The 23210-nt window shown below is 42.8% G+C and carries 22 protein-coding genes, 1 other RNA gene and 1 riboswitch; of the genes, 2 read left to right on the top strand and 21 right to left on the bottom strand.

The features are described 5' to 3' along the window. Positions 1-22: 22 nt before the first annotated feature. From holB to IV73_RS04810, 11 genes are all read right to left on the bottom strand, one after another. Positions 23-1036 (bottom strand): DNA polymerase III subunit delta', encoded by a 1014-nt coding sequence (holB, locus tag IV73_RS04855; protein ID WP_057755610.1) that lies wholly within the window; start codon positions 1034-1036, stop codon positions 23-25. A 21-nt stretch (positions 1037-1057) separates the two neighbouring features. Further along, positions 1058-1387 (bottom strand): cyclic-di-AMP receptor, encoded by a 330-nt coding sequence (locus tag IV73_RS04850; protein WP_057755608.1) that lies wholly within the window; start codon positions 1385-1387, stop codon positions 1058-1060. A gap of 3 nt (positions 1388-1390) precedes the next feature. Then, on the bottom strand, positions 1391-2023 hold the full coding sequence (gene tmk, locus IV73_RS04845) for a dTMP kinase (protein WP_057755605.1): 633 nt from the start codon (positions 2021-2023) through the stop codon (positions 1391-1393). A 19-nt stretch (positions 2024-2042) separates the two neighbouring features. Further along, complete coding sequence (locus IV73_RS04840; protein ID WP_057755603.1) at positions 2043-2300, bottom strand: YaaL family protein; 258 nt, start codon at positions 2298-2300, stop codon at positions 2043-2045. Beyond that, on the bottom strand, positions 2300-2899 hold the full coding sequence (gene recR / locus IV73_RS04835) for a recombination mediator RecR (protein WP_057755601.1): 600 nt from the start codon (positions 2897-2899) through the stop codon (positions 2300-2302). Before recR ends, IV73_RS04840 begins: the two co-directional genes overlap by 1 nt. Before the next feature lie 31 nt (positions 2900-2930). Next, entirely contained in the window at positions 2931-4655 is a 1725-nt protein-coding gene (dnaX, locus tag IV73_RS04830; protein ID WP_057755599.1) for a DNA polymerase III subunit gamma/tau, read from the bottom strand. Positions 4656-4967: 312 nt separating this feature from the next. After that, positions 4968-5061, bottom strand: an RNA gene (gene ffs, locus IV73_RS06525) — signal recognition particle sRNA small type. Positions 5062-5142: 81 nt separating this feature from the next. Then, entirely contained in the window at positions 5143-5889 is a 747-nt protein-coding gene (gene truA, locus IV73_RS04825) for a tRNA pseudouridine(38-40) synthase TruA (RefSeq protein WP_057755597.1), read from the bottom strand. A gap of 40 nt (positions 5890-5929) precedes the next feature. Next, the gene (locus tag IV73_RS04820; RefSeq protein WP_057755595.1) at positions 5930-6736 is read right to left on the bottom strand and encodes an energy-coupling factor transporter transmembrane component T family protein; all 807 of its coding nucleotides are present in this window, start codon (positions 6734-6736) and stop codon (positions 5930-5932) included. Beyond that, positions 6729-7592 (bottom strand): energy-coupling factor transporter ATPase, encoded by an 864-nt coding sequence (locus tag IV73_RS04815; protein ID WP_057755593.1) that lies wholly within the window; start codon positions 7590-7592, stop codon positions 6729-6731. The genes IV73_RS04820 and IV73_RS04815 overlap by 8 nt, the downstream gene beginning before the upstream one ends. Continuing rightward, positions 7568-8410: an energy-coupling factor ABC transporter ATP-binding protein gene (locus tag IV73_RS04810; RefSeq protein ID WP_057755590.1), complete on the bottom strand. Its 843-nt coding sequence runs from the start codon at positions 8408-8410 to the stop codon at positions 7568-7570. Before IV73_RS04810 ends, IV73_RS04815 begins: the two co-directional genes overlap by 25 nt. Before the next feature lie 132 nt (positions 8411-8542). Between IV73_RS04810 and IV73_RS04805 the strand changes: the two genes are divergently transcribed. Next, positions 8543-9151 (top strand): TrmH family RNA methyltransferase, encoded by a 609-nt coding sequence (locus IV73_RS04805; RefSeq protein WP_057755587.1) that lies wholly within the window; start codon positions 8543-8545, stop codon positions 9149-9151. A gap of 74 nt (positions 9152-9225) precedes the next feature. Here IV73_RS04805 and IV73_RS04800 read toward each other — a convergent pair whose 3' ends face one another. Further along, positions 9226-10833 (bottom strand): NAD(P)/FAD-dependent oxidoreductase, encoded by a 1608-nt coding sequence (locus tag IV73_RS04800; protein WP_057755585.1) that lies wholly within the window; start codon positions 10831-10833, stop codon positions 9226-9228. Positions 10834-11131: 298 nt separating this feature from the next. Between IV73_RS04800 and IV73_RS04795 the strand changes: the two genes are divergently transcribed. After that, positions 11132-11506 (top strand): DUF308 domain-containing protein, encoded by a 375-nt coding sequence (locus tag IV73_RS04795; protein ID WP_057755582.1) that lies wholly within the window; start codon positions 11132-11134, stop codon positions 11504-11506. A 197-nt stretch (positions 11507-11703) separates the two neighbouring features. Here IV73_RS04795 and adhE read toward each other — a convergent pair whose 3' ends face one another. The 9 genes from adhE to IV73_RS04750 all read right to left on the bottom strand — a co-directional run bounded on the left by adhE (position 11704) and on the right by IV73_RS04750 (position 23124). Further along, a complete protein-coding gene (adhE, locus tag IV73_RS04790) occupies positions 11704-14406 on the bottom strand; it encodes a bifunctional acetaldehyde-CoA/alcohol dehydrogenase (RefSeq protein ID WP_057755580.1) in 2703 nt (900 codons plus the stop codon). Between the two features lie 349 nt (positions 14407-14755). After that, positions 14756-16648: a M13-type metalloendopeptidase gene (locus IV73_RS04785; RefSeq protein WP_057755577.1), complete on the bottom strand. Its 1893-nt coding sequence runs from the start codon at positions 16646-16648 to the stop codon at positions 14756-14758. A 91-nt stretch (positions 16649-16739) separates the two neighbouring features. Further along, positions 16740-17318: a xanthine phosphoribosyltransferase gene (locus IV73_RS04780; RefSeq protein ID WP_057755574.1), complete on the bottom strand. Its 579-nt coding sequence runs from the start codon at positions 17316-17318 to the stop codon at positions 16740-16742. Positions 17319-17372: 54 nt separating this feature from the next. Next, positions 17373-17469: riboswitch (purine riboswitch) on the bottom strand. A 35-nt stretch (positions 17470-17504) separates the two neighbouring features. Then, the gene (locus IV73_RS04775) at positions 17505-18425 is read right to left on the bottom strand and encodes a quinone oxidoreductase family protein (protein ID WP_057755572.1); all 921 of its coding nucleotides are present in this window, start codon (positions 18423-18425) and stop codon (positions 17505-17507) included. A 39-nt stretch (positions 18426-18464) separates the two neighbouring features. After that, a complete protein-coding gene (locus IV73_RS04770) occupies positions 18465-19283 on the bottom strand; it encodes an SPFH domain-containing protein (RefSeq protein WP_057755570.1) in 819 nt (272 codons plus the stop codon). Between the two features lie 19 nt (positions 19284-19302). After that, positions 19303-19647: a hypothetical protein gene (locus IV73_RS04765; protein WP_057755568.1), complete on the bottom strand. Its 345-nt coding sequence runs from the start codon at positions 19645-19647 to the stop codon at positions 19303-19305. A gap of 195 nt (positions 19648-19842) precedes the next feature. Further along, the gene (deoD, locus tag IV73_RS04760) at positions 19843-20562 is read right to left on the bottom strand and encodes a purine-nucleoside phosphorylase (RefSeq protein WP_057755566.1); all 720 of its coding nucleotides are present in this window, start codon (positions 20560-20562) and stop codon (positions 19843-19845) included. A gap of 66 nt (positions 20563-20628) precedes the next feature. After that, positions 20629-21927 (bottom strand): thymidine phosphorylase, encoded by a 1299-nt coding sequence (locus IV73_RS04755; protein WP_057755556.1) that lies wholly within the window; start codon positions 21925-21927, stop codon positions 20629-20631. A 12-nt stretch (positions 21928-21939) separates the two neighbouring features. Further along, positions 21940-23124 carry a phosphopentomutase gene (locus IV73_RS04750; protein ID WP_057755553.1) on the bottom strand — a complete coding sequence of 395 codons (1185 nt, stop codon included), beginning with the start codon at positions 23122-23124 and terminating at the stop codon, positions 21940-21942. Positions 23125-23210 lie beyond the last annotated feature (86 nt).

Genomic DNA, 23210 nt, shown 5'->3' with positions numbered 1-23210 from the left:
GTTTTTCATTTCCTACGCGCAATTACTGTGTCCCACCCAGCGCAAATTGGCATTTCAAAACGCCGGTTTCAACCGTGGTTTGAAACCCTATATTTTGTTGTAACATCACTGGTAACGTCAAAATAATATCTTGCGCTGCTAACAACTGTTCAACTGAATACTTAGCTAAAGCCGTTTGCCAGACCGCATTATCCACAAAACGTAAATTAGTATCAGCTTGTGTTTTCATCATCACCACATCACGCCACGCTGCAGCCAACATCGCAATTAAAACGCCTTGCCGCTCACGTTCTTTGGATAAGGGCATAAGTTCAATTTGCACTAAATTAAACGCTTCGGGATCGAGTGTCAAAATTTGTGCGACTAACTTGACCACTGCCGCCTGGCTCACCTTAAACCAATCATCTTCTAACCATGTTTTAGCCGTTGATAAACTATCAGATAACGCCATCACCAAAGGCGTCTCATATTCCGTAAAACCTTGGGCCAACAATTGTTGTTGGTAAATTTGGGGTTGCACTTGATGGAAGTCAATCACTTGCGTCCGTGAAACAATCGTTGGCAAAACTTGCTTGGGATTTTCGACCATTAAAATAGCGGTTTGTTGACCACGTGGCTCCTCGATAAATTTCAATAAACCATTCGCAGCATTATCCGTCATTTTATCCGCTTCATAGATAATAAAAATTTTCTGGACACCTTCAACCGCCGTCTTCGTAAACTCATCTTGCAAATACCGAATCTGGTCAATTTTAATCGACAAACCATCCGGGTGCACTTCAATCACATCGGGATGCTCGTGTCGACTAATCCGTTGACATTGAGAACATGTTCCGTCAGGGTCACCATTGGTCGTTGGATGTTCACACATTAAACGCATAGCGAGCCATAACCCAACAACCGCTTGGCCTTGACCGTTTGGACCCGCAAATAAAAAGGCATGTGCTAATTGTTGACTAGCAACCGCCTTTTGTAACCGTGTTACCACAAATGGTTGCTGTTGGTGTGCGGTTTGAATTACCTCATTTGAATCCATGGTCGCCCTCCACTGCAAGTCTTAAAAATGATAAAATTGCTCAATATTTTGGACAAAGACCGTTGCTCCGCCCACCTGCACTTCCATTGGCATGGCATTCATTGATTCAAATGATAAGTCTAAACTCGCAGCCGGTGTGACATATTGTTTCCGGGCTTTAGCGGTTTCTTGAATCAAGGTTAGCACTTCTTCAACCCGCTCATCTTCGACTCCGATCATAAACGTTGTATTCCCAGCACGCAAAAACCCACCAGAAGTTGCCGTCCGCGTTGCGCGTACATTATTTTTCACAAAAACATTACCCAACTTATTGGCGTCTTTATCTTGCACTACTGCTGTAATCATTTTCATAAGCTAAATCTCCTTTTTCATAGCTTGCCAAGTGTCTTCTACAACTTGGGGCAAGGGTTGTTCCCCATTAATCACAATAAAACGTGCCGGGTTGATTTGAATTAATTTTTGATAACCCGCATACACCCGCTGGTGAAATTCTAATGAGTCTAAGTCTAACCGATTAATTTCATCTTGTCGTTGCTCTTGAATGCGTTGCAAACCAATTTCAGGGCGGACATCTAAAAAAATTGTCCGATCCGGCCAAAAATCTTCAATAGCAAATTGATTTAAAGTTAAAACCACCTCAAACCCGATTTCACGGCCGGCCCCTTGATAAGCAATCGAGCTATCCACATAGCGATCAGATAAAACTAATTTATCTTGCGCTAAAGCTGGTTTAATTGTTTGTTGAATATGCTCACGCCGTGAAGCGGCATATAACAACGCCTCAGTTTTGTTATCCATCGCTGGATAATCAGGACTAAGCACCACATCGCGAATTGCTTCAGCCACCGGATTATGGGCCCCGCCCGGTTCACGTGTCACTAGCAATTGGTCTCCATACGCTACCGTTAAACGTTGAATAATTTCACGCAAGACACTCGTTTTACCAGCGCCATCAGGGCCTTCAAAGCTAATAAATTTCCCCGTCATTTTCAGCCATCCTTACCTTTTATTCGTACCAAGTGCTTTGTTGATGTCCACGCCCCTTCATCTTCCGTTGACGCGCCGCCCGAAGAACAAAAAAATACTTCTGTTTAGCAAACGCAGTCTGGGCTTTAATCCAGCGCGGGTCAATATTACTTTCATATAAAGCTTCTTCCGAGGCCTTAGCTTTATCAAAATCATATTTAGCGTCTTGAATCGTATCAAATAAATCTTGATCATATTGCGCAGAATTCAATTTCAACTTATTAAATAGTCCAAACATTACATTTGCGTCCTCCCTTCGACTGACTTAATCAACGTAATTTCATCAGCGTAGTCAATATCACTGCCGACTGATAAGCCGGTTGCCAAACGTGAAACCCGAATCCCAGCTGGCTTTAACAAGCGACTTAAGTACATCGCAGTCGCTTCTCCTTCAGCATTCGCGTTCGTTCCCACAATCACTTCTTCAATTTTTTCATTTTTTTGTAAGCGCGTAACCAATGATTCAATATTAATATCATCTGGACCTTGCCCGGCTAATGGTGATAAAACGCCGTGTAAAACATGGTACAAGCCATGATATTCATTGGTATTCTCAAGAGCCATTAAATCTTTAACTTCTTCAACTACTAAGACCGTTCCCTGATTACGCGTATCATCTGTACAAATTGCACAGGGGTCCTCTTCGGTTAAATTTCCACAAATACTACAAAACTTTAAATCTCGTTTAGCCGAAATTAAAGACTGCGCAAAATGTGTCACATCTTCTTCGGCCATATTAACCGTATAAAATGCCAGGCGGGTGGCCGTTTTAATTCCAATCCCCGGTAATTTTGTATAACTGTCGATTAATTTGGCAATTGGCTCTGGGTATTGCATAGCCGCCCCTTTCCACTAATCCTTTAGTTTACTAATCTGCATGTACTTCTACTAAATCGGCGCCAAACATTTCGCGGGCCTTTTGCACAACTGGTGCTGGGGCCTCATCTTCGGGCAAATCAATGGCATTTTCTTCCGGAGCCGGTTGTGCAGCTTGTTCCACATCCGCCTTACTTTGCTTAACATGATGCTGTTGCACCCACGTACTACGTAAGTCGCTCCATTCTTCATTCGTGATTAAGACCAAGGCACGTTCATGCTCTGATCCGCTCAAGGTTTGAATTTGTTCCATTAAAAATTGAATCAGCGTTTCGTCACGAAACGTCTTATCCCGGAAAATTTCAAAATCAAAACCGACAACCATACCATCAGGCGAAGCCGCTAGCGGTTTAGCTGTATTCAGCATGGCCTTTTTAGTGACTTCTAACTGGGCCAAAACATCCGCCCAAACGCCTTCCATCCGGTTCAAATCCCCCCGAGTCGCCGCATCCAACACGGCAAAAACATGCCGCTTATCAATGCTCGCCTTTTTAACATTTGACTTATCACGGGTACTAGTTGAATTTGATTTTGTTGGTGTCACCGTTTTTTCCAACATCACTGACTTTTCAACCGGTTGTGCTGGTTCTTCGGCTGACTGGTTTGCTGGTGTTGTTTGCACAGCTTGAGCTTCCACTTGTGTCAACAACTCTAAGCGACTCAACTTCACCGTTAAGACTTCCAAATAAATACTTGGCCGGTTCGTAAACCGCAACTGCTGCTGAACTTCATTTAAAGTATCAATCATTTGATACCAAAGTTGCTCTTCTTTTTGCAATAATTCATTAAAATTATCATCAGGCACCAAATTAACTAGATCCGGTGCCTCATGCGCAATCAATAAATCCCGCGCATAACTAATCAAATCTTCAATAAACCGGTTGGCATCTTTCCCCTCAGCTAAAACTTTAGTAAGTTCTGCGAGCGCATGATCCGTTTGATGTGTGGCAACAGCCTTTAAGTAATCACCAAGCAAAGTCTGGGTCACAGAACCCGTCACTAATAGAGCGTTATCCAAAGTCACTTGGCCATCCCCAAAGGAAAGAGCTTGATCCAAAATACTTAAAGCATCCCGCATCCCCCCATCAGCAGCGTTAGCAATGACCTTCAAAGCCTTTTCATCATATTCATTGCCCCGTTGTTGCAAGATGTAAACTATCCGCTCATAGGCTTCACTGGCACTAATACGCCGAAAATCAAACCGTTGCGTTCGCGAAATAATCGTCGCCGGAATCTTTTGCGGCTCAGTCGTAGCCAAAATAAAAATCACATTGGCTGGGGGTTCTTCCAACGTCTTCAACAAAGCATTAAAAGCTCCGGTTGAAAGCATGTGTACTTCGTCAATAATATAAACTTTATACTTCGCCAAGGTTGGAGCATAATTCACATCTTCGCGAATTTCACGAATTTCATCCACTCCGTTATTTGAAGCTGCATCCAGCTCAATAATATCACCCAACGTGCCTTGATCAATGGCTTGACACACCTCACAAGTTCCGTCAGCTTCACCATCAACTGGATGTAGACAATTTACGGTTTTAGCAAAAATTTTAGCCGCTGAAGTCTTTCCTGTTCCCCGTGGACCAGTAAACAAATAAGCGTGCGAAATTTGTTGCGTCCGCAACGCATTTTGAAGTGTTTTAGTAACCACTTCTTGACCTACCATATCCGCAAATTTTTGTGGTCGCCAAGTGCGATAAAGTGCTTGATACGCCATCTTACTGCTCCCTTCGAATCGACTTAACATTATCACCATGCGATTAAAATCATCTTAAATCGTAGCTATGCTTTCATTTTGCGGTTCAATCCCCCCTAAATTAATTGGGTTTTAAACCACGGAAAGTGTTTTCTTAAATTATCAATATTAATTTAAAGCTTAGATTTTATTTTACCATTATTTGAGAAACAAGCCCACCAAAAAGAACGAACTTGCTAGAAAATAAACAGGAGCGACCGCCTTTCATTTCAGCGTTCTTCAGTTCAAAAAAACAAAAAAAGAGCCCATGGTTATTCAACCACAGCCTCTTGTTAAATTCTACATTAAGGCACAGTATACGATCTCCTTAGTGCTGCTGCCTTCCGACCCTGACACGGTTCGAAGTGCACACTTGCCTTTGTCTTTCGACATCTATAATATTAACATCTTTTAAATCTGACTGCAAGCCATCACTACCTTTTTTAAAAGACATAATTTCTAGCACCTTTTAGTAATCCACTGATTTTAAATATAGCCCGCTTGCTGGTGCCGTCAACCGTGCTTGTTGCCGATCCTTTGCCGCTAATAATCTTGGAATATCATGTACAGACCGACTTCCCATGCCGATTTCAAGTAAGACACCAACCATAATGCGAATCTGATTGTATAAAAATCCCGTTCCCGTGAATTCAAAAATCAATTCATCCTCACTCACTTGCTCCAAATTCGCCCGAGTCACCGTCCGCACCGTCGTTTTGGCCTGATACCCCGCTGCTGCAAAACTTTGCCAATCATGTTCGCCCAAATAATCACCAATCGCCATTTGCATTGCAGCAACATCTAAGCGGCGGGGCCAATAACCAGTATAATTACGGCGAAATGGGTCCCGAAATTCCCGATTGGTCAGTCGATAGCGGTAGGTTTTGGTATGCGCACTATATTGGGCATGAAAATCATCATCGACCCGTTGAATTTGTTTAATTTCAATGTCGTATGGTAACATCGTCGATAAACCTTTGCGCACGCCTTCTTCAGGAATCGCAAAGGGTAAATCAAAATGTGCAACCTGTCCTAACGCGTGGACGCCGGCGTCCGTACGACCTGAACCATGTACTTTTAACGCCGGATCAGGGTCCTTAGCCATGCGGTTCACCGCTTTTTCCAGTTCTCCTTGCACCGTACGTCTACCCGGCTGCACTTGCCAGCCCAAAAAGTCTGTTCCATCATACGCTATCAGCGCCCGATATCTTGGCATTCTTATTTCCTCTAATTTCATCTTAAATTCAAACTACAACTCATCCAAAAATATACCGTAACCAAGCTAAAGCGCAACTAAAAATAATAAAGCTCAGCAAAGCCACAGTGTCATTTATTTGCCAATGATGTTGTCGGTATTTTGTGCGTTCAACATCACCCCGATAACCACGCGCTTCCATCGCATCTCCTAATTCAATTGCCCGTTTAATTGCATTAATAAAGAGCGGAATCAAAACAGGCACAAAGGCTTTGACGCGTTGCAAAAGATTTCCTTCATTAAACCGAACCCCGCGTGCACGCTGCGCATTCACAATCTTTTCCGCCTCATCCAGCAAAGTTGGAATAAACCGTAATGCAATCGATAGCATTAACGCTAATTCGGCCACTGGGACCCCGATTTTTTTCAATGGTTGTAATAATTGTTCCATCGCGTCTGCTAAATCTAACGGCGCAGTTGTGAGCGTCAAAACGGTCGAGATGAGAATAATCAACAAAAAGCGAATAAAAATCGCAATTCCATTCACAACCCCATCTTCAGTAATTTTCAACCAGCCCCACTGCCACCAAATTGGTCCCGTCGTCACAAATAAAATCTGCAAGGCGGTGGTAAACAACATTAAATAAATTAACGGCCGAATCCCGCGCAAATAAACCCGTAATCCTAACCCTGTCATCATAACGACTAATAATGTAAAGGCACTGGCCCACAGGTATGATGGCCAGCTCGTCGCCAAAAAAATCACAAAAATAAAAGCAATACTAACAATCAACTTCACACGGGCATCTAAGCGATGAACTAACGAATGCCCGGGGATAAACCGCCCAATCAATATTTTATTAAACATCGCGGCCTCCTTGAATTTTTGCCACAATTTGGTCTGTCAACTGATCTAAATCAAGCGTCGGCGTTAATGCCACCCCTTTTTGCGTTAACAAATCTGTAAATTGGCGAACCATGGGCACATCCAATTGACGTTCCCGCAGCCACGCACTATCCGCAAAGATCTCAGCTGGCGTTCCTTCTTTGACCACGGTCCCCTGCTCAAAAACTACCACATGTTGCGCATATTGTGCGACAAATTCCATCTGATGCGTTACCACGACTACCGTCAAATGACGTTCCTGTTGCAGCCGGGCAAACAAGGCCATTAAATCTGCTTGTCCTTTTGGATCCAAACCAGCTGTGGGCTCATCTAAAATCAGAAGCTCCGGTTCTAAAGCTAACACGCCCGCGATAGCCACGCGTCGCATTTGGCCACCTGACAAATCAAACGGTGACTGGCTTTCAAATTCAGCAGACAAATCGACCAACCTTAATGCTTCCTGTGCTCTTTGTTTAGCTTCAGTTTTACTAGCACCAAAATTTAAAGGCCCAAACATCACATCTGCTAAGACCGTATCCTCAAACAACTGCGCCTCGGGAAATTGAAATACCAGTCCCACGTGCTCCCGTAATTGATTCGTCGTCTTAATCAAGGTATCGGCTTGTAGCGTTTGATTTAGAACTTCCACTTTTCCAACTGTGGGTATGGTCAACCCATCTAGCAATTGTAACGTCGTCGATTTCCCTGAGCCAGTGTGCCCAATTAACGCCGTAAATTGCTGTAATGGAATTTTAAAATTAACATCATGCAAGCCCTCGCTCGCAAACGGCGTCCCAGCTTGATAGGTAAAGCCTACTTCTTGGAAATTAATTGCCATATCCACTCCGCCATTCCTTCCATCGTTTCATATTGGGTTGGTACTGCCACCCCTCGCGCGGCTAATTTCGCTTTTAATTGTTCCGCAAAAGGTACATCTAAGCCGAGCGCTTGTAATTTTTGCGCATCCGTAAAGATTTCATCCGGCGTCCCCGTTTCAACTAATTGACCATCATTTAACACAATCACTTGATCAGCGCTAGCGGCTTCATCAATATCATGTGTAATCGAAATGACTGTTAAATCAGGGCCGAGGTCAGCTTTTAACTGACGGACCTCTTCCATCATTTCAAAACGGCCTTTTGGATCCAACATGGCCGTTGCTTCGTCTAAAATCAAAATTTGTGGCTCAATGGCTAAGGCGCTCGCAATGGCAACCCGCTGCTTTTGCCCCCCCGAAAGATGCGCTGGTTCACGCTCGGCGAACTCCCACATATGCACTTCTTCTAAAACCATTTGGACACGTTCTTGCATCTGCGCATGGGGCATTTGCCGGTTTTCTAAACCAAACGCGACATCATCAGCCACTGTCGCCCCGACAAACTGATTATCCGGATTTTGGAACACCATCCCCACTCGATTACGAATGACATCAACATGCTCATCATCAACCGGAATTTGATCAATTAAAATTTGTCCATCACTGGGGGTTAGCAAATGGTTTAATAATTTAGCCAAGGTCGACTTTCCCGAACCATTATGTCCAATTAAAGCCACCCAAGCCCCCCGGTTCACCGTTAACGATAAATTTTGTAAGGCTGCTTTAGTTTGATTCGGATACGCATACGTTAAATTTTTAATTTCAATTATTTTTTCCATGGTATTTATCCTTTATCAACATTACAAATATATTTTACCAAATCGCTTGCATATCTTGTTACAATAAAAATAACGCTAATCATTTTATCTAAAAATGCTTGGCCAATTTATTAACGAAAAGAGGGTCTTAGCATGGCTGAGATTGATTTATCACACTCAAATGATTATCGAAATGTAACTGATTATTATAAAAATATGTCTGACGAAGCGATTCGGGCCGATTTAGACCACAAACGCAGCCCGGCCGTGTCTATTATGCAAAATTTAACGCATGATTTTAATAAGGCCACTGCAGTCCGCAATAGCAACGCCTTTGCGACCCGTAAATTAATTTTCTTAAATCCTGTCAACCAATCATTTCCAAATCGACCAGAAGGGGCTAAGAAATGGGATCGGCGCGGTTCAGTCGGCACTTATAACTATGAACACGTCGAGCACCATCGCGTGACGGATTACCAACAAGTTTTTGATCAACTGCATGCGGAAGGTTACACCATTTATGCCATTGATAACATTGAAAGCTATCAACCACAAAACCTATTTACCACTCAATTAGCCACGAAAGCCGCCTTTGTCTTTGGTGAAGAACAAATTGGCTTAGCGGACGATTTAATTGCCGCAACTGATCAAATGTTATACATTCCGCAAGCCGGAAGCGTCCGTTCATTAAACGTCTCAGTCGCCCATGGGATTGTGATGGCCTTTTATGCTGCGCAACATCCCCAAAATCCAGCTAACTAACCCCTTAAAAATCATACAAACTATAAAATGAGAGGCTAAAACCTAGTTCCAACCTCTTTTTTATTTTGTTCAATTTACTTTTCAGCTAAATCATTATAACTCGCTTTACTGTCACCAGTAATTAACGTCCCAAGGTTCTTCTCCAGCCAAGGAATTAACCAATGATCGACGCCAAACGAACGCCCCGCCCCATTCATCAGCGCAATTCCCACAAAGGGCAACAGCAGTGCAGAAATTGAAAATGACGTTCCTAGCATGATCAATGAAAGAATTAAGGTTAAAAAACCGGCCAAAGTGGTCATAAATCCAATAAACAATGCGATTCCAACAAGGGCAAAGAAGCCGCCAACACCACTGCCGACTGCGACCCCGGTAATCATTAAGAAAACCCCTGTTGCCAAACGGAGTGGCACAGACCATAAAATATTACCGACATTCGCGACGTTTCCTTGTTGTTCCGGTAACTTAGCGGTACTTTCAAAAATTTCACGCTGAATATATTTAACCATTTGATAAAATGAGCCAATTGATCGTAGGAAATACAAATTACTCCAATGTTTGGCGTGACGGGCCAAGAACCCTGTCATAGCTAAATGAGATTTCCAAACTGCAACCCCATACCGCGACCCCACTGAAATAAAGATGCGTTGCGCGGCCGGCTTCATTTTCTGAAGTTCGCCTTTATCGCGCACCTTTACCTGAATATTGTGCGCTGCGACCTTAGCTTCTTGAACAGCCGTATTTACATTTGATAAACGGTTATCTGCCTTTTGAATCGCATCACCCACGGCATAAACATCTTTTAAGCCCTGTACTTGCATCAATGCGTCAACTTCGACATGCTGTTGTTCGTTCGTCGTAAAGGATAAATTAGTGACTTGTTGGCGTCCTTGCGTCCCACCAGCCCAAATGACGGTGCGACTCATTAATTGCGTGCCGTCGTTTAACACCACGCCCTCCGCAGTGACCGTTTCAACCGTCTGATGTAAATATATTTTCACACCTTGATGCTTTAAATAATTAGCTACTTTCTGACTTATGCGTTTGTCCGCTAGACTAGCTAATATCTGTGGCTGCTTTTCAACCAAGACCAATTCAATTTCACGCTGCCGTAACTGATTAGCCTTTGCCAAAACGCGACGTTCATCCAGTAATTCGCCAAGCATCTGAATCCCAGTATTATTACCACCCACGACCACTAGGCGCAATTTAGCTTGACGTTCTTTTGCTTCTAATTCAATTGCCCCTTGACGCACCATCTCTTCAATCTGGACCCGCAACCGCGTCGCTTGATCCAAACTCCAAAATGGGAACCCGTATTCAGCTACTCCAGGAACTGTAGTCTTAGCTTCGACCCCGCTGGACCAAATTAATTGCTCATATTCAATCGGCCCTACCGACGTCGTCAACGTCTTCGTTTCAACGTCAATTTGTTCCACATGCGTCGTAACAATTTTAACGTTTTTTTGATGCATAAATAATTGGCGTAAATCAAACTGAACATCACTTGATTCAATCCGTTTTGCCGCTACTTCATGCAAACTGGTGCGATAGGTAAAAAAGGGATGATCATCTAAAAGGACAACCTGATATTCTGACTGAGCTTCCAATTGTTGAGCCAATTGATGTGTAGCAGTAACTCCTGCATATCCGGCTCCCACAATGACAATGTTTTTTACCATGGCGCACCTCATTTTATTTATGACTTCCTTTCACCTTATTGTACCTTATTCCCCATAAAAGTGCGATATTGCACGAAATCTCCTTAATAAATTTTAAAAGATTCCCATAAGCCACACTAACCCATATCAAATTTATTTTTCAGGAGGTTTTCATATGCAACAAGGCACATTTAATTGGAGCCTTTTCCTATCGGGAATCCTTTTCGTTCTAATTGCGATACTATCAATCAATATGCCTGGAGCGAACTTACTAGCTTTGGTTATCATTTTTGCGGTCAGAGCCTTTTAAAGGGCACTTTTGAAATTTTCATTTGAAACCGCTGGCTGGCAAAATATTACTGGCCAGAAGGGAACCACTACGCTCGTTTTGGGCGTTCTTGATATTATTATCGGAATTTTCTTCTTCTTTAACTTGTATGCTGGGCTGACAATCCTACCATATATCTTTGCTGCTTGGTTTATCCTCGATTCAATCCATACTTTAATGATCGGTGATATCTACCGTTTAGCAAGTGACGGTTTTTACTGGTTAAAATTAATAATGAGCATCTTAGGATTTATCTTGGGAATTATTTTGCTCTTTGATCCAATTACCTCAGCCTTAACTTTGGCGTTCTTGATTGGCTTTTATTTCATATCAATCGGAATCAACTATATTGTTGAAACCTTTTAAACTGTGCTAAGTAAAATGACGTTGGCTTCTGAGTCAGCGTTTTTTATATTCATGAATAAATTCTTTGTAGCAAAATGAAAAATTTCAGCCAACATTCAACCGCCACCCCAACTGCCAAATGCAGAATAAAAAAGGATAATCGAAATAATATCAATCATCCTTTTATATTTAATGCATTTGAAACCGCAAAGCTGAGCTTAGAATTGGTCAATCAATAATTGACGGATTTCTTCCAAACGAGGTTGGCGAGGGTTTCCGGCAGTACACTGATCGTTATAAACCAAGTCCATCAACTTATCAATTGATGCATCAAAGTCCTTCTTAGAAACACCATTACCTGACAAAGTGGTATCAATATCCAAGGCATCCGTTAACTTCTTGATTTCCTTCAACAAGGCATCGACTAATTCGGCATCATTTTTTCCTTGCAAACCAAGGTGACGTGCGATATCAGCATAATCCTTTTGTGCAGTATAAGTCTCGTAGCGTGGGAACGGTGTCCGCTTAACGTTACCCGTTACCGCATTAAACTTAATTACGTGTGGCATAGCAATTGAAATTGCCAATCCGTGTGGTAAATCAAATTCTCCACCAGTCTTGTGAGCCACTGAGTGGTTAATTCCCAAGAAGGCGTTGGCAAAAGATTGTCCAGCCAAAGTTGCAGCATAGTGCATCTTGGTCCGAGCTTGACGCCCTTCCAAAGTTGGATGGCTTGGGTCATAGTTATATGAAGCAACCAAGTTATCAAAGATCAACTTGATAGCTTGCAAAGCCCATGGACGTGTGAATTCTGAAGACATAACTGAAACGTATGACTCCAAGGCGTGCGACAAAGCATCTAGTCCTGAGTAAGCAACCGTGCGCTTTGGTACCGTCATAACAAATTCTGGGTCAACAATCGCCACTTGTGGGGTCAACTCATAGTCAGCCAATGGATACTTAACGTGGGTTTCGTCATCAGTAATAACCGCGAATGGTGTAACTTCTGATCCCGTCCCTGAAGTGGTTGGGATAGCAACTAACTGCGTTGAACGTGGCTGGTCGAACTTAACAATTCGCTTACGAATATCCATAAACTTTTGTTGCAATTCTCCAAACAAATTCTTCAAAGCATCATCATCTTCCAAGATTCCTGGGTGGGTTGTTGAGTATTCATACAAGAACCGTGAAATCTTTCCGGCATCAAGGGCTGATCCTCCACCAAGGGCAATCACTGTATCAGGCTTAAAGTCTGACATTTGTCGGGCAATTTCAACAGCTTGTGAAATGGTTGGATCAGGGCGCACTGTTCCGTACAATGAAGTCTTAACAGGAGTTGTGCTCAAGTTAAATTGATCCAAGACCTTGTCAACAAAGCCAAATTGAACCATTCCTGGGTCAGCAACGATAAAGGCCCGGCTTACTCCAGTCAAATCTTGCAAGTATGTGATTGAGTTTGATTCGTAGTAAATGTCCTTTGGCAAGCGAACCCATTGTGGCCGGTTACGACGGCGAGCAACGGTTTTAACATTTAGCAAATCGTAAGTTGAAAGATTGTGTGACAATGAATTCTTCCCCCATGATCCAGTTCCAAGCGTCAATGATGGACGCAATGCATCAGTATAGATATCTCCAACGCCACCGATTGAATCTGGTTGGTTAACCAAAATTCGTGAAGCTTCAACGGCATCAGCATATTCCTTAACAAATGGGTCGTCTTGCGCTCCAATTTGAATCGCAGCGTTGTGTCCAGCTCCTTGATAAGCCAACAATGACCGAACGATTGAAATTGCTTCTTGACGTGATCCAGCCTTATAAACTGACAAAACCGGGCTCAACTTCTCAGAAGACAAAGCTTCCCCAATATTCTTCTTATCCAATTCAACTAACAAAACATCAGAGTCAGCAGGAACTGAAATTCCGGCGCGCTTAGCAATATTTTGACCAGACATTCCAGCAACCGGTCCCTGAACCCCATAACCATCGGCGTTCTTAACAAAGACCCCTTCAGCTAACTTTTCGTGATCCTTAGCAGGTACTAAGTAAGCACCTTGCTCTTGCATTTGCTTCATGAACTGATCATAAATGTCAGCTGCCACAACCGCTGAGTTCTCAGTTGCACAAATCATTCCATTATCGAAACGCTTTGAAAGCAACAAATCTTCAACGGCCCGTTCGACATCAGCAGTTGAGTCAATATAAACCGCTCCATTACCAGCTCCAACACCCATTGATGGATTTCCTGAAGTCAAGGCAGCGTGCACCATTGAAGGTCCACCAGTAGCCAAGATTGAGGCAATTCCAGGGTTCTTAATCAAAGCTGTTGTTCCTTCCAAAGAAGGCTTGTCAATCCATTGGATGAAGTTTTCAGGTGCCCCAGCTGCAACGGCTGCGTCATAAACAATCTTAGCTGCATGTGCTGATGACTTTTGTGCTTGTGGGTGGAATGCAAAAACAATCGTGTTACGAGTCTTAGCAGCCAACATTGACTTAAAGATGGCCGTAGAAGTTGGATTAGTTGTAGGAACAATTCCAGCTAAGACCCCAAGGGGAGCTGCTAATTCAACTTTACCAGTTACGCGATCTTCATTGATTACGCCAACCGTCTTGTCATTCTTAATTGCGTTATAAACTGATTCAGACGCGAAACGATTCTTCGTATCCTTATCTTCCACAACCCCACGGCCTGTTTCTTCAACCGCTTCATGGGCCAACAACAATGAGTTCTCAGAACCAGCTAAAGCCATTGCCGCAACAATCTTGTCAACTTGTTCTTGCGTATAAGTAGAAAATTCGACTGCAGCCTTTTGTGCCTTTTCGACCAATGCTCCAGTCATCTTTTCAGCTGCTTCAACTCGCGCAGCCTTTTCTTCAGGCGTTAAAACTTTTTTTGCTTTTTTAGGTGCTTTTGTTTCAGCCATTTGTATATCTCCATTTATTTATATTCTCGTTTGTGCATTTGTTAACATTGATAAGTATAGCACCTTCGTGGTATCTGTCAACACTATTTAACCATCCTTTCGTCCGATTACACGCGGTTATATCCACGTTTTTAACCCATGCATGTGAAATTATTATGTTTGTTAACGCTTTCATTGTTAAAAATTAAAAGCTCGTTTTTTTAACATATTGTGAAATATGATTCAATTATGATTAGCAATTTATTTTTATTTTTTCAATTAAAAAAGCACACCCACCAGCTTAACTGATAGACGTGCTTTATTTCATCACAATTCTTAAATTAAATTGAGCCACTCATAGGAATTAAATTTACCAGATCGCAATCCGATTTTTAGGATCACGCCACATTTGATCATCTGGCTCCACCCCAAAGGTTTCAAAAAACAAATCAAAGTTAGCAACTTGCACATTGACCCGCAACTTAGCTGGCCCATGGACATCAATACTCGTCATCATTTGCATGTATTCCTTCCGGGCTTTCATACGCCAAATGGTTGCCCAGTTAGTAAAGAAGCTTTCAGATGAAAAGACATCCTCTTGTTGTGCCGCAGCTAAAGCCGCTGCAAGCCCACCTAAGTCAGCCACATTTTCCGAAACCGTCAACTTACCATTGACTGGCACACCATATGAATCCAAACCGTCAAATTGATCAACGACTGCCTGTGTTCGCTTTTCAAAGGCCGCATAATCTGCTGGTTGCCACCAGTCATGTAAACTTCCTGTGGCATCAAATGAAGCGCCGTTGGTGTCAAAAGCATGCGAAATTTCATGCGCAATCACCGCCCCAATGCCACCATAATTAGCTGATGATGACTGTTCCAAAGAATAGAACGGTGCCTGCAAAATGGCAGCGGGGAAGACGATTTGATTTTGTTGTGGGTCATAATAAGCGTTAACCATATGCGCTGGCATATGCCATTCCGTCCGATCCACGGGTTGATTCCACTTTGACCATGCTTCTGCAACATTTTGCCGCGTTAACATCATCAAATTTTCAAATAAACCTTTTTGTGGATCAATAACCTTCGCCTGGTAGCGTTTCGGCAAAGTTTCAGAATACCCAATTTTGGCATCAATGGCATTTAATTTCTCAATGGCTGCCATTTTAGTTGCGGGCTGTAACCACGTATTCTCTTCCAAGCGATGTTGATACACATCGATCATCACTTGCACCTTGTGCTCCACGTCGGCCTTAGCCGCAGCCGAGAAATTTTGATGCGCATACCATAAGCCCAAAGCTTGGTTAAATGGACCAGCCGCCAAATAATAAGCGGCTTTTTTAGAAGATGCTGCCTCAGGCGTACCGCTGACATACCGTCCATAGGCTCCGCCGAGTACACGCAAATCATCCGTCAACCAGCCTGTATAACTCAAAGCGGTCTCGACTAACAAGTAAGCCTTCAATTCAGGCCAAGCTTGCTCACCATAAAACTTCTGTGCATTTTGCCAGAAATGTTCTTCGGGTACAATGATTTGATCCGGTTTGGTACCAATGACATCATTCATAAATTGATCCAAATGTAATTGGGGGACCAGACTTGTAAAATCCTGCCAAGCATACGGATGATACAACTTAGCATATTCTGATCCTTCTTCATTTGACAAAACATACTGCGCAATTTTGGCGTCATACGCTAAGGTTTGATTCAATAAAGAATCAATCTCATCGGGCTGATAACCAAACTTTACCAAAATATCTCCCGTAGTCTTCCGATAGACATCCAAAAGTTCCTGCTTTTTGGGGTGATCATCTGCATAATAAGTCGTATCTGGCAAAATAGTTCCTAACGCATCCGCCCACAAAACATTCATTTGAGCATTTTTAAAATCAGGCGCAATCCCTAAAGGTAATGCATTCGGATAGCCTTGAATTTCAAACTCAACTAAATGATCAACGTAATCCGCAAAACTCGTTAAAGCTTCAATTTTTTGCAAAATATTTTGAACCGGTTGAACGCCGACCTGTTGCCGCGCCGCTTGGTCACTCGTTAAATGGTGTAATTTAATAAAATTATTCAAAATTTCATCATCGGGTACATTTTCACCGGCCAACCACTGGTCGGTCGTTTGAAGCATTAATTCTTCAATCTCATCACTTAAATCGTTAAAACCACCGGTCCGGACTTTATCAACTGGAATGTCCACATGTGCGGCCCATTCACCATTGATGGCTTCATAAAAATCATCCTGTTTTCGTACCATACTACATTACTCCCATTCTCTATAATCCGCCTTCTATTATAGGCGGTTTGAGACCACGGGTAAACCACTCACACCCATGACAGATGTCACCTTAGGCTTCCGGTTCAAAAACTACGTGTCCATTTTCAAACGCCTTGATTCGTGCTAAAGCTTCAATACGAACTTGTTGATCATCCAACAAAGTCCGCCCCCGTTGGAACGTCTTTTCAATCACAATCCCTGCACCAACGACTGTCGTCCCCGCTGCCTTGGCGATATCAAGCATACCTTGCACGGCTTGACCATTAGCTAGAAAATCATCAATCAACAAGATTCGCTCCCCCGGTTGGATAAACCGCTTATCAACAATAATATGATTAGTTTCTTGCTTCGTAAATGAATAAACATCAGCTTGATAATTATCATCAGTGAGCGTTAAAGACTTTTTCTTACGCGCAAAAACCAAAGGCACATTCAATGCTAAAGCGGTAAAAACAGCGGGGGCAATTCCAGATGACTCCACGGTTAATACTCGATCCACTTTTTCATCAGCAAACCGGTGCGCAAATTCTTGACCAATCGCTTGCATCAATTGCGGATCAACTTGATGGTTCAAAAAAGTATCCACCTTTAAGACATCTTCTCCTATTACTTTCCCATTCTTTTGAATTCGTTGTTCTAATAATTGCATCGACTTCACTCCTTTTGATTAATAACAAAAAAACGCCCATCGAAAAACGAATGGACGTTAAATACATTCCTTAGTAGTCCACAGCTTAGGTGTGGGTAGGTCTCACCGGCCATTCTCCGATGATTATACTAAGGTTTAATTGATTTAATTAATTGTCTTTAATCTTACTGGAAAACGTTAGAGTTATCAACTCTTTTCCGGTTGAAAAGTTAAAATTGATTTCCCCACTAATTGATTCGTCCGCGCTAACCGATGCTGCTCTTGCAAATTTGCTAATGTAAAAGGCACCACTTGCCCGATTTGGACTTGCCACTTTTTTTGTGCTAAATGATCTAAAACGGATTCCAATGTCGAACGTGAAATCCGAGAATAAGTGTGTTCAACCCGCTTATCATCCGCCAAATCTGCCGGCACCGGCCCCAAAGCTAATAAATGTCCCGTTGGTTTTAAACTGATCACTTCTTTTACGACAACTTCACCACCAATGGGATCTAAAATCGCATCAAAAGCCGGTAATTGCTGATAATCAACGGTATGATAATCCAAGACGTGCGTGGCACCGAGCGCCTGCACCTGCGCGAAATCCTTGGGACTAGCTGTCGCGGTCACCTCGGCCCCGCGTTCCACGGCCGCCTGGACGGCCATGGCCCCAACTTGACCCGCACCACCTTGAATTAAGACTTGCTCACCAGCTTGCACCTTTAAGCGTTCTACAATCATCTGATAGCCGGTTGCGCCACCCAGCGCCACGGCCACCGCCGCCGTATCATCGATCTGTGCTGGAATTTTAGCCAGTACTTTCTCATCAACAGGCACAAATTCAGCATAGGTGTTTAGATGACGGGTAGCAACGACGCGATCCCCCACTTGAAAATCTTTGACTGCAGCGCCCAGTGCTGTAACACGACCTGCCACGCTTGAACCAGGAATGACTGGCCACTTATCATTGGGGCCAAAAACTCCGGCGACATATTTCACATCGTAAGGGTCAATTGCCACCGCATAATTTTGCACCATGACCTGATGATCACCTAATTTAGGTAAAGCAACCTCGGCCATTTCCATCACATCGACTGAACCAAATTGATTAATTTGAACTGCTTGCATAATGCCCTCCTTCAAAATATCATGGGGATTGATCTAAATTTACTTCATCCCCGCCTTTAACATTTTACCAACCACTGGTAATTGTCCCAAATGATCCACTTGTTCACTAGGTACCACAATGGTGTTCGCTGGGTTTTCACCGATACTTCTAAACGCTTCAATGGATTGATTTTGGAAATACTTTTGATCAGCTTGTTGCAATGCATCTTGAATCGTATCAATCCGATATTTTTCCGCATCAGCCCGCGTTTTCGTGGCGTCCGCTTCGGCTTTAGCGGTTGACATCAAAGCATCGTTTTTCGCCTTGGTTGTCAAATCAATCGAACGTGCTTCCCCCTCAGCCTTAGCAATTGCAGCCACCCGTTCCCGATCGGCTGTTAATTGCTTGTCCATTGCCTCTTGAATGGCCCGTGACGGCGTCAATTCATCAATATTAATACGATCCACATTAATCCCGTAGATATTGGTGAGGTCACCAATCGCTAAGCTTAACTCTTGATTGATCTTAGCAGTTGATCCCAGGGCTTCATTCAATTCCATCCGCCCAATAATATCTCGCAAATGTCCGCGCACCAATTGAGCCATTGACTCCACTGAATCCGTATTTTCATACATATATTTCACTGCATCAGTCACATGGTAGTTTAAAGTCACGCTTGCTGATACATCTGCATTATCCTTAGTGATCACTGAATAATTTGGCAACCGCAAAGGCTCCATCGCTAAACTCACCCGCCGAATCCGTTGTAAAAAGGGAACATAAAACGTCAAGCCGGAATTGACCGTACTTTTATATTTTCCCAATGTTTCCCGTAATCCCACATTGTTTTGGGGGACAATTTTAATTCCAAATGGCATACTCTCTACTCCTTCTCCTCTATTCCTGGTTAGCCTCTAAAGTTAAATAAACTTGGTTTCCCTCAATCTTAACCACTCGATACTCAGCCTTTGGGTCAACTTTTGTCGTTCCATCCAATTGATATCGATAATTAATTCCATCCAATAAAACCAAACCTAATTGCTCATCAATCACACGCCCTGAAAGCTTTCTTTGTCCAAATTGACGTTCTTCAAAAGTAGCAGGGGCTGCTACTCCAAATTCTGTGTTTAACAACTGCATAATGTAGTCTGCCACTGAAATTTGCTGATAGTCAGCATATTTTTTAACCGTTTGATATAACTTATCCGTTAAATTTAATTCGATTGTTTTTTCGTCATACATCCCTCCTATGCTCTCTGATTCATATTATAGCATTAGTGATTTTAAAATTTTCTGCGTCGCTCCAATTGCTTTATTTCTTTAATAACCATTATTAAAATATAATAAATGTATAGTATAAGATAGACGGTAACCTTTAATATAAAAAGGTCAGAACAACTTTGGTTCTGGCCTTCAATCGATCAATTTAGTTTGATCTTAATGTGTTTCATTTTTAATCGCTGTTTCCAAAGCAACATGCATCATATTGGCAAATGATGTTTGGCGTTCGGCCGAAGATAACGCTTCACCACGGAAAATATGGTCAGAACAAGTTAAAATGTCCAATGTTTGGATTTTTAACTTCGCCCCTAGCAAATAGAGTCCCGCGACTTCCATTTCCGTTCCCAAAACACCGTAATCACTTAGTTTTTGCATATCAATTTCATCATTATAAAAGCGATCGGCGGCGAAAATATTCCCCACCGTGACCGGAATATCTAATTCTTTAGCGGTATGATAGGCAATATCCAACAATTTAAAATCAGGCACCGTTGAGTAATAAATCCCGGGACCAAAAGTATTGGCGACAACTGAAGAATCAGTCGAGCCTCCTGAAGCTAAAACAACGTCACCCAGTTGCAAATCGGGGGCCATCCCTCCAAATGAACCTACCCGCATGATGGTTTTAACCCCATATTCCTTCACTAATTCATTAATATAGATTGACATTGAAGGGATTCCCATTCCAGAACCCTGTACTGATATCCGATGTCCTTTATACGTTCCCGTAAAGCCTAAGGCCCCACGAACTCCATTCACTTGCACAACATCTTCGAGAAAATTATCAGCAATGTATTTTGCCCGGAGTGGATCACCAGGTAAAAGTACTGTCTCAGCGTAATCGCCCATCTTCGCTTCATTATGCGGAGTTGCCATAGTCTTATCTCAACTTTCTTTTAGTTTAAATCTCACAAGCTAGCGTCAAACCTACTGAACGGTTTCTTATTTAATCACCGCATGAATCAGTTCTGGCTTCGTCGCTTCTGGTCCAATTTCAACATGCTCTAAAACATAATCAATAATATCTGGAATTTGTTTCTTTTCCGTTGCAATTGTCATCAAGCTCTCGCCCACTGAGACTGGATCACCCAATTTCTTGTGCAACGTAATACCAACACCATAATCCAAAAGATCATCCTTCTTAGTACGGCCACCACCAAGCCGCATGGAAGCAATTCCAATAGCGTTGGCATCTAAGCGTGCTACATAACCCGTAGCTGGAGCAGGTACTTCGACTTGATATTGAGCATGTGGCATCAAACTATAATCATTTAAGACGGAAACATTCCCCCCTTGGGCCGTAATCATTTCGCCAAACTTAGCTAAAGCCGAGCCGTCCGCTAAGGTTCCTAACAACATTTCACGCGCGGTCGCTTCATCATCAGCTTGATGCGCCATCATCACCATCGGTACCGCCAAGGCTAACGTCACCTCTAACAAATCAGCCGGCGCGTCACCCTTTAACATATCTAAGGTTTCTTCGATTTCTAGAGTATTACCGATCTTATTTCCCAACGGCTGATTCATATCGGAAATCACCGCTTGCATTTGCATGCCGGCTTCACGACCGATTTTAACCATAATTTGCGCTAAAGCTTCGGCTTGCGCTTGCTCTTGCATAAAGGCTCCTGCTCCAGTTTTCACATCCAAAACCAAAGCGTCATTACCGGTTGCCAATTTCTTAGACATAATCGAAGCGGCAATCAAGGGAATTGAGTCCACCGTCGCCGTCACATCACGCAAAGCATATATTTTCTTATCTGCTGGGGCAATATTACCCGTTGCGCCGATAATGGCGGTTCCAACTGTTTTAATTTGTTGTTTAAAATCTTGTTCGCTGATTTCGACTTGGTAGCCGGGGATGGCTTCGAGCTTGTCTAACGTGCCACCCGTATGTCCGAGCCCACGTCCCGAAATCATTGGTACTTTAATTCCCAAAGCAGCTAGCATCGGGGCCAAAGGTAAGCTAACTTTATCACCCACCCCACCAGTCGAATGCTTGTCGACTTTCACGCCTTCTACATCACTAAAATCAATTACATCACCCGAATGCATCATGGCTAAGGTTAAATGTGTTAATTCTGGCAGGGTCATCCCCGTAAAATAGGTTGCCATTAAAAACGCGGAAATTTGATAATCCGGAATCTGATCAGCAGTAATATCTTTAATCATCGTTTCCAATTCGGCCTGCGATAATTCTTCATTATTTCGTTTTTTCATCAAAGTTTCAAGCATTGTCATAATGAATCCTCTTTATTTCAAAGCAGTTAAGAAGCTAGTTCCAACTTGATTACCAACCTTAAAGTTATCCAAAACGGTTGCCCCAAAGTCCGAATAACTCTCACGAATTCCTAGCGATCCATGCTGTTGCATTGAAGGTGAGTAAGCTAGAACTGGCACTTGTTCGCGTGTATGATCTGAGCCTTTAAAGCCGGGATCATTTCCGTGATCAGCCGTAATTAACAATAAATCATCAGGACGCAACGCCTTCATCACTGACCCTAAGCGCCGATCAAAATCCATTAAGGCCTTGCCCATTCCTTCTGGATCACGCCGATGACCATACAAGGTATCAAAATCCACTAAATTCGTAAACGCAAAACCAGTAAAGTCTTGTTGTAAGACATGCTCAACATGATCCATGCCATCCATATTCGATTCATTATGATATCCTTCATCAATTCCTTGACCAGAGAAGATATCATTAATTTTTCCAATCCCAATCACCTTTTGTCCAGCAGCTTGCAACTTAACTAAATCAGTTGCACCCGTGGGGGCCAAGGCAAAGTCATGCCGGTTAGCGGTCCGCTTGAAATTATCTGCTTGCGTCCCAACAAAGGGACGTGCAATAATGCGTCCAATAATATCAGGAGCTTCATTCACTAATGAACGCGCATATTCACAAATCTTATACAATTCTTCGACGGGGACGACCTCTTCATGCGCCGCTATTTGTAACACTGGATCAGCGGAGGTATAGATAATCAAGGCACCTTCTTTAACTGCCTGCTCGCCATAATCCTTGATTACTTCAGTCCCTGAATACGGACCTTTAGCAATTACAGGACGGCTTGCAAAGGCTGAAATTTTATTAATCAAAGCTTTCGGAAAACCATTCGGATAAGTACTTAATTCATGCATCATAGGCAAGCCCATCATTTCCCAATGTCCATCCAAAGAATCCTTTCCAGCTGAAATTTCAGTCATCTTGCCATAATAACCCACTGGTTGATCAATTGGCTCAACCCCTAAAATTGGATTATCAGACCGAATATTCCCAAGCCCAATTTTTTGAAGATTAGGGAGCGCCCAATTCCCTTGAAAATGTTCTCCAATATGCCCTAAGGTATCTGCCCCTTCATCGTCGTACTTGGCTGCGTCCGGCGCTGTACCAATTCCAATTGAATCTAACACAATTCCAAAAACACGCTTATACATTTGCTTTACCTCTTTTTTACGCGACTTTAAAAAACATGAATTTTAACGATAACCAAAAAAAGCCTAGACACGATTAGTATCCAGGC

The sequence above is a fragment of the Weissella kandleri genome (genome assembly GCF_001438705.1).
Taxonomy (GTDB): Bacteria; Bacillota; Bacilli; order Lactobacillales; family Lactobacillaceae; genus Weissella; species Weissella kandleri.
Note: the sequence above shows the minus strand (reverse complement) of the source record. Positions and strands in the feature narration are given on the sequence as shown.

Coding starts and splice junctions, on each gene's coding strand:
- IV73_RS04765 (WP_057755568.1), bottom strand. CDS start 19,647: ATGTATGACGAAAAAACAATCGAATTAAATTTAACGGATAAGTTATAT.
- recR (WP_057755601.1), bottom strand. CDS start 2,899: ATGCAATACCCAGAGCCAATTGCCAAATTAATCGACAGTTATACAAAA.
- IV73_RS04850 (WP_057755608.1), bottom strand. CDS start 1,387: ATGAAAATGATTACAGCAGTAGTGCAAGATAAAGACGCCAATAAGTTG.
- IV73_RS04840 (WP_057755603.1), bottom strand. CDS start 2,300: ATGTTTGGACTATTTAATAAGTTGAAATTGAATTCTGCGCAATATGAT.
- IV73_RS04780 (WP_057755574.1), bottom strand. CDS start 17,318: ATGCAATTATTAGAACAACGAATTCAAAAGAATGGGAAAGTAATAGGA.
- IV73_RS04755 (WP_057755556.1), bottom strand. CDS start 21,927: ATGACAATGCTTGAAACTTTGATGAAAAAACGAAATAATGAAGAATTA.
- IV73_RS04750 (WP_057755553.1), bottom strand. CDS start 23,124: ATGTATAAGCGTGTTTTTGGAATTGTGTTAGATTCAATTGGAATTGGT.
- IV73_RS04770 (WP_057755570.1), bottom strand. CDS start 19,283: ATGCCATTTGGAATTAAAATTGTCCCCCAAAACAATGTGGGATTACGG.
- tmk (WP_057755605.1), bottom strand. CDS start 2,023: ATGACGGGGAAATTTATTAGCTTTGAAGGCCCTGATGGCGCTGGTAAA.
- truA (WP_057755597.1), bottom strand. CDS start 5,889: ATGCCAAGATATCGGGCGCTGATAGCGTATGATGGAACAGACTTTTTG.
- IV73_RS04820 (WP_057755595.1), bottom strand. CDS start 6,736: ATGTTTAATAAAATATTGATTGGGCGGTTTATCCCCGGGCATTCGTTA.
- IV73_RS04805 (WP_057755587.1), top strand. CDS start 8,543: ATGGCTGAGATTGATTTATCACACTCAAATGATTATCGAAATGTAACT.
- deoD (WP_057755566.1), bottom strand. CDS start 20,562: ATGGCAACTCCGCATAATGAAGCGAAGATGGGCGATTACGCTGAGACA.
- holB (WP_057755610.1), bottom strand. CDS start 1,036: ATGGATTCAAATGAGGTAATTCAAACCGCACACCAACAGCAACCATTT.
- IV73_RS04785 (WP_057755577.1), bottom strand. CDS start 16,648: ATGGTACGAAAACAGGATGATTTTTATGAAGCCATCAATGGTGAATGG.
- IV73_RS04810 (WP_057755590.1), bottom strand. CDS start 8,410: ATGGAAAAAATAATTGAAATTAAAAATTTAACGTATGCGTATCCGAAT.
- IV73_RS04775 (WP_057755572.1), bottom strand. CDS start 18,425: ATGCAAGCAGTTCAAATTAATCAATTTGGTTCAGTCGATGTGATGGAA.
- adhE (WP_057755580.1), bottom strand. CDS start 14,406: ATGGCTGAAACAAAAGCACCTAAAAAAGCAAAAAAAGTTTTAACGCCT.
- IV73_RS04815 (WP_057755593.1), bottom strand. CDS start 7,592: ATGGCAATTAATTTCCAAGAAGTAGGCTTTACCTATCAAGCTGGGACG.
- IV73_RS04800 (WP_057755585.1), bottom strand. CDS start 10,833: ATGGTAAAAAACATTGTCATTGTGGGAGCCGGATATGCAGGAGTTACT.
- dnaX (WP_057755599.1), bottom strand. CDS start 4,655: ATGGCGTATCAAGCACTTTATCGCACTTGGCGACCACAAAAATTTGCG.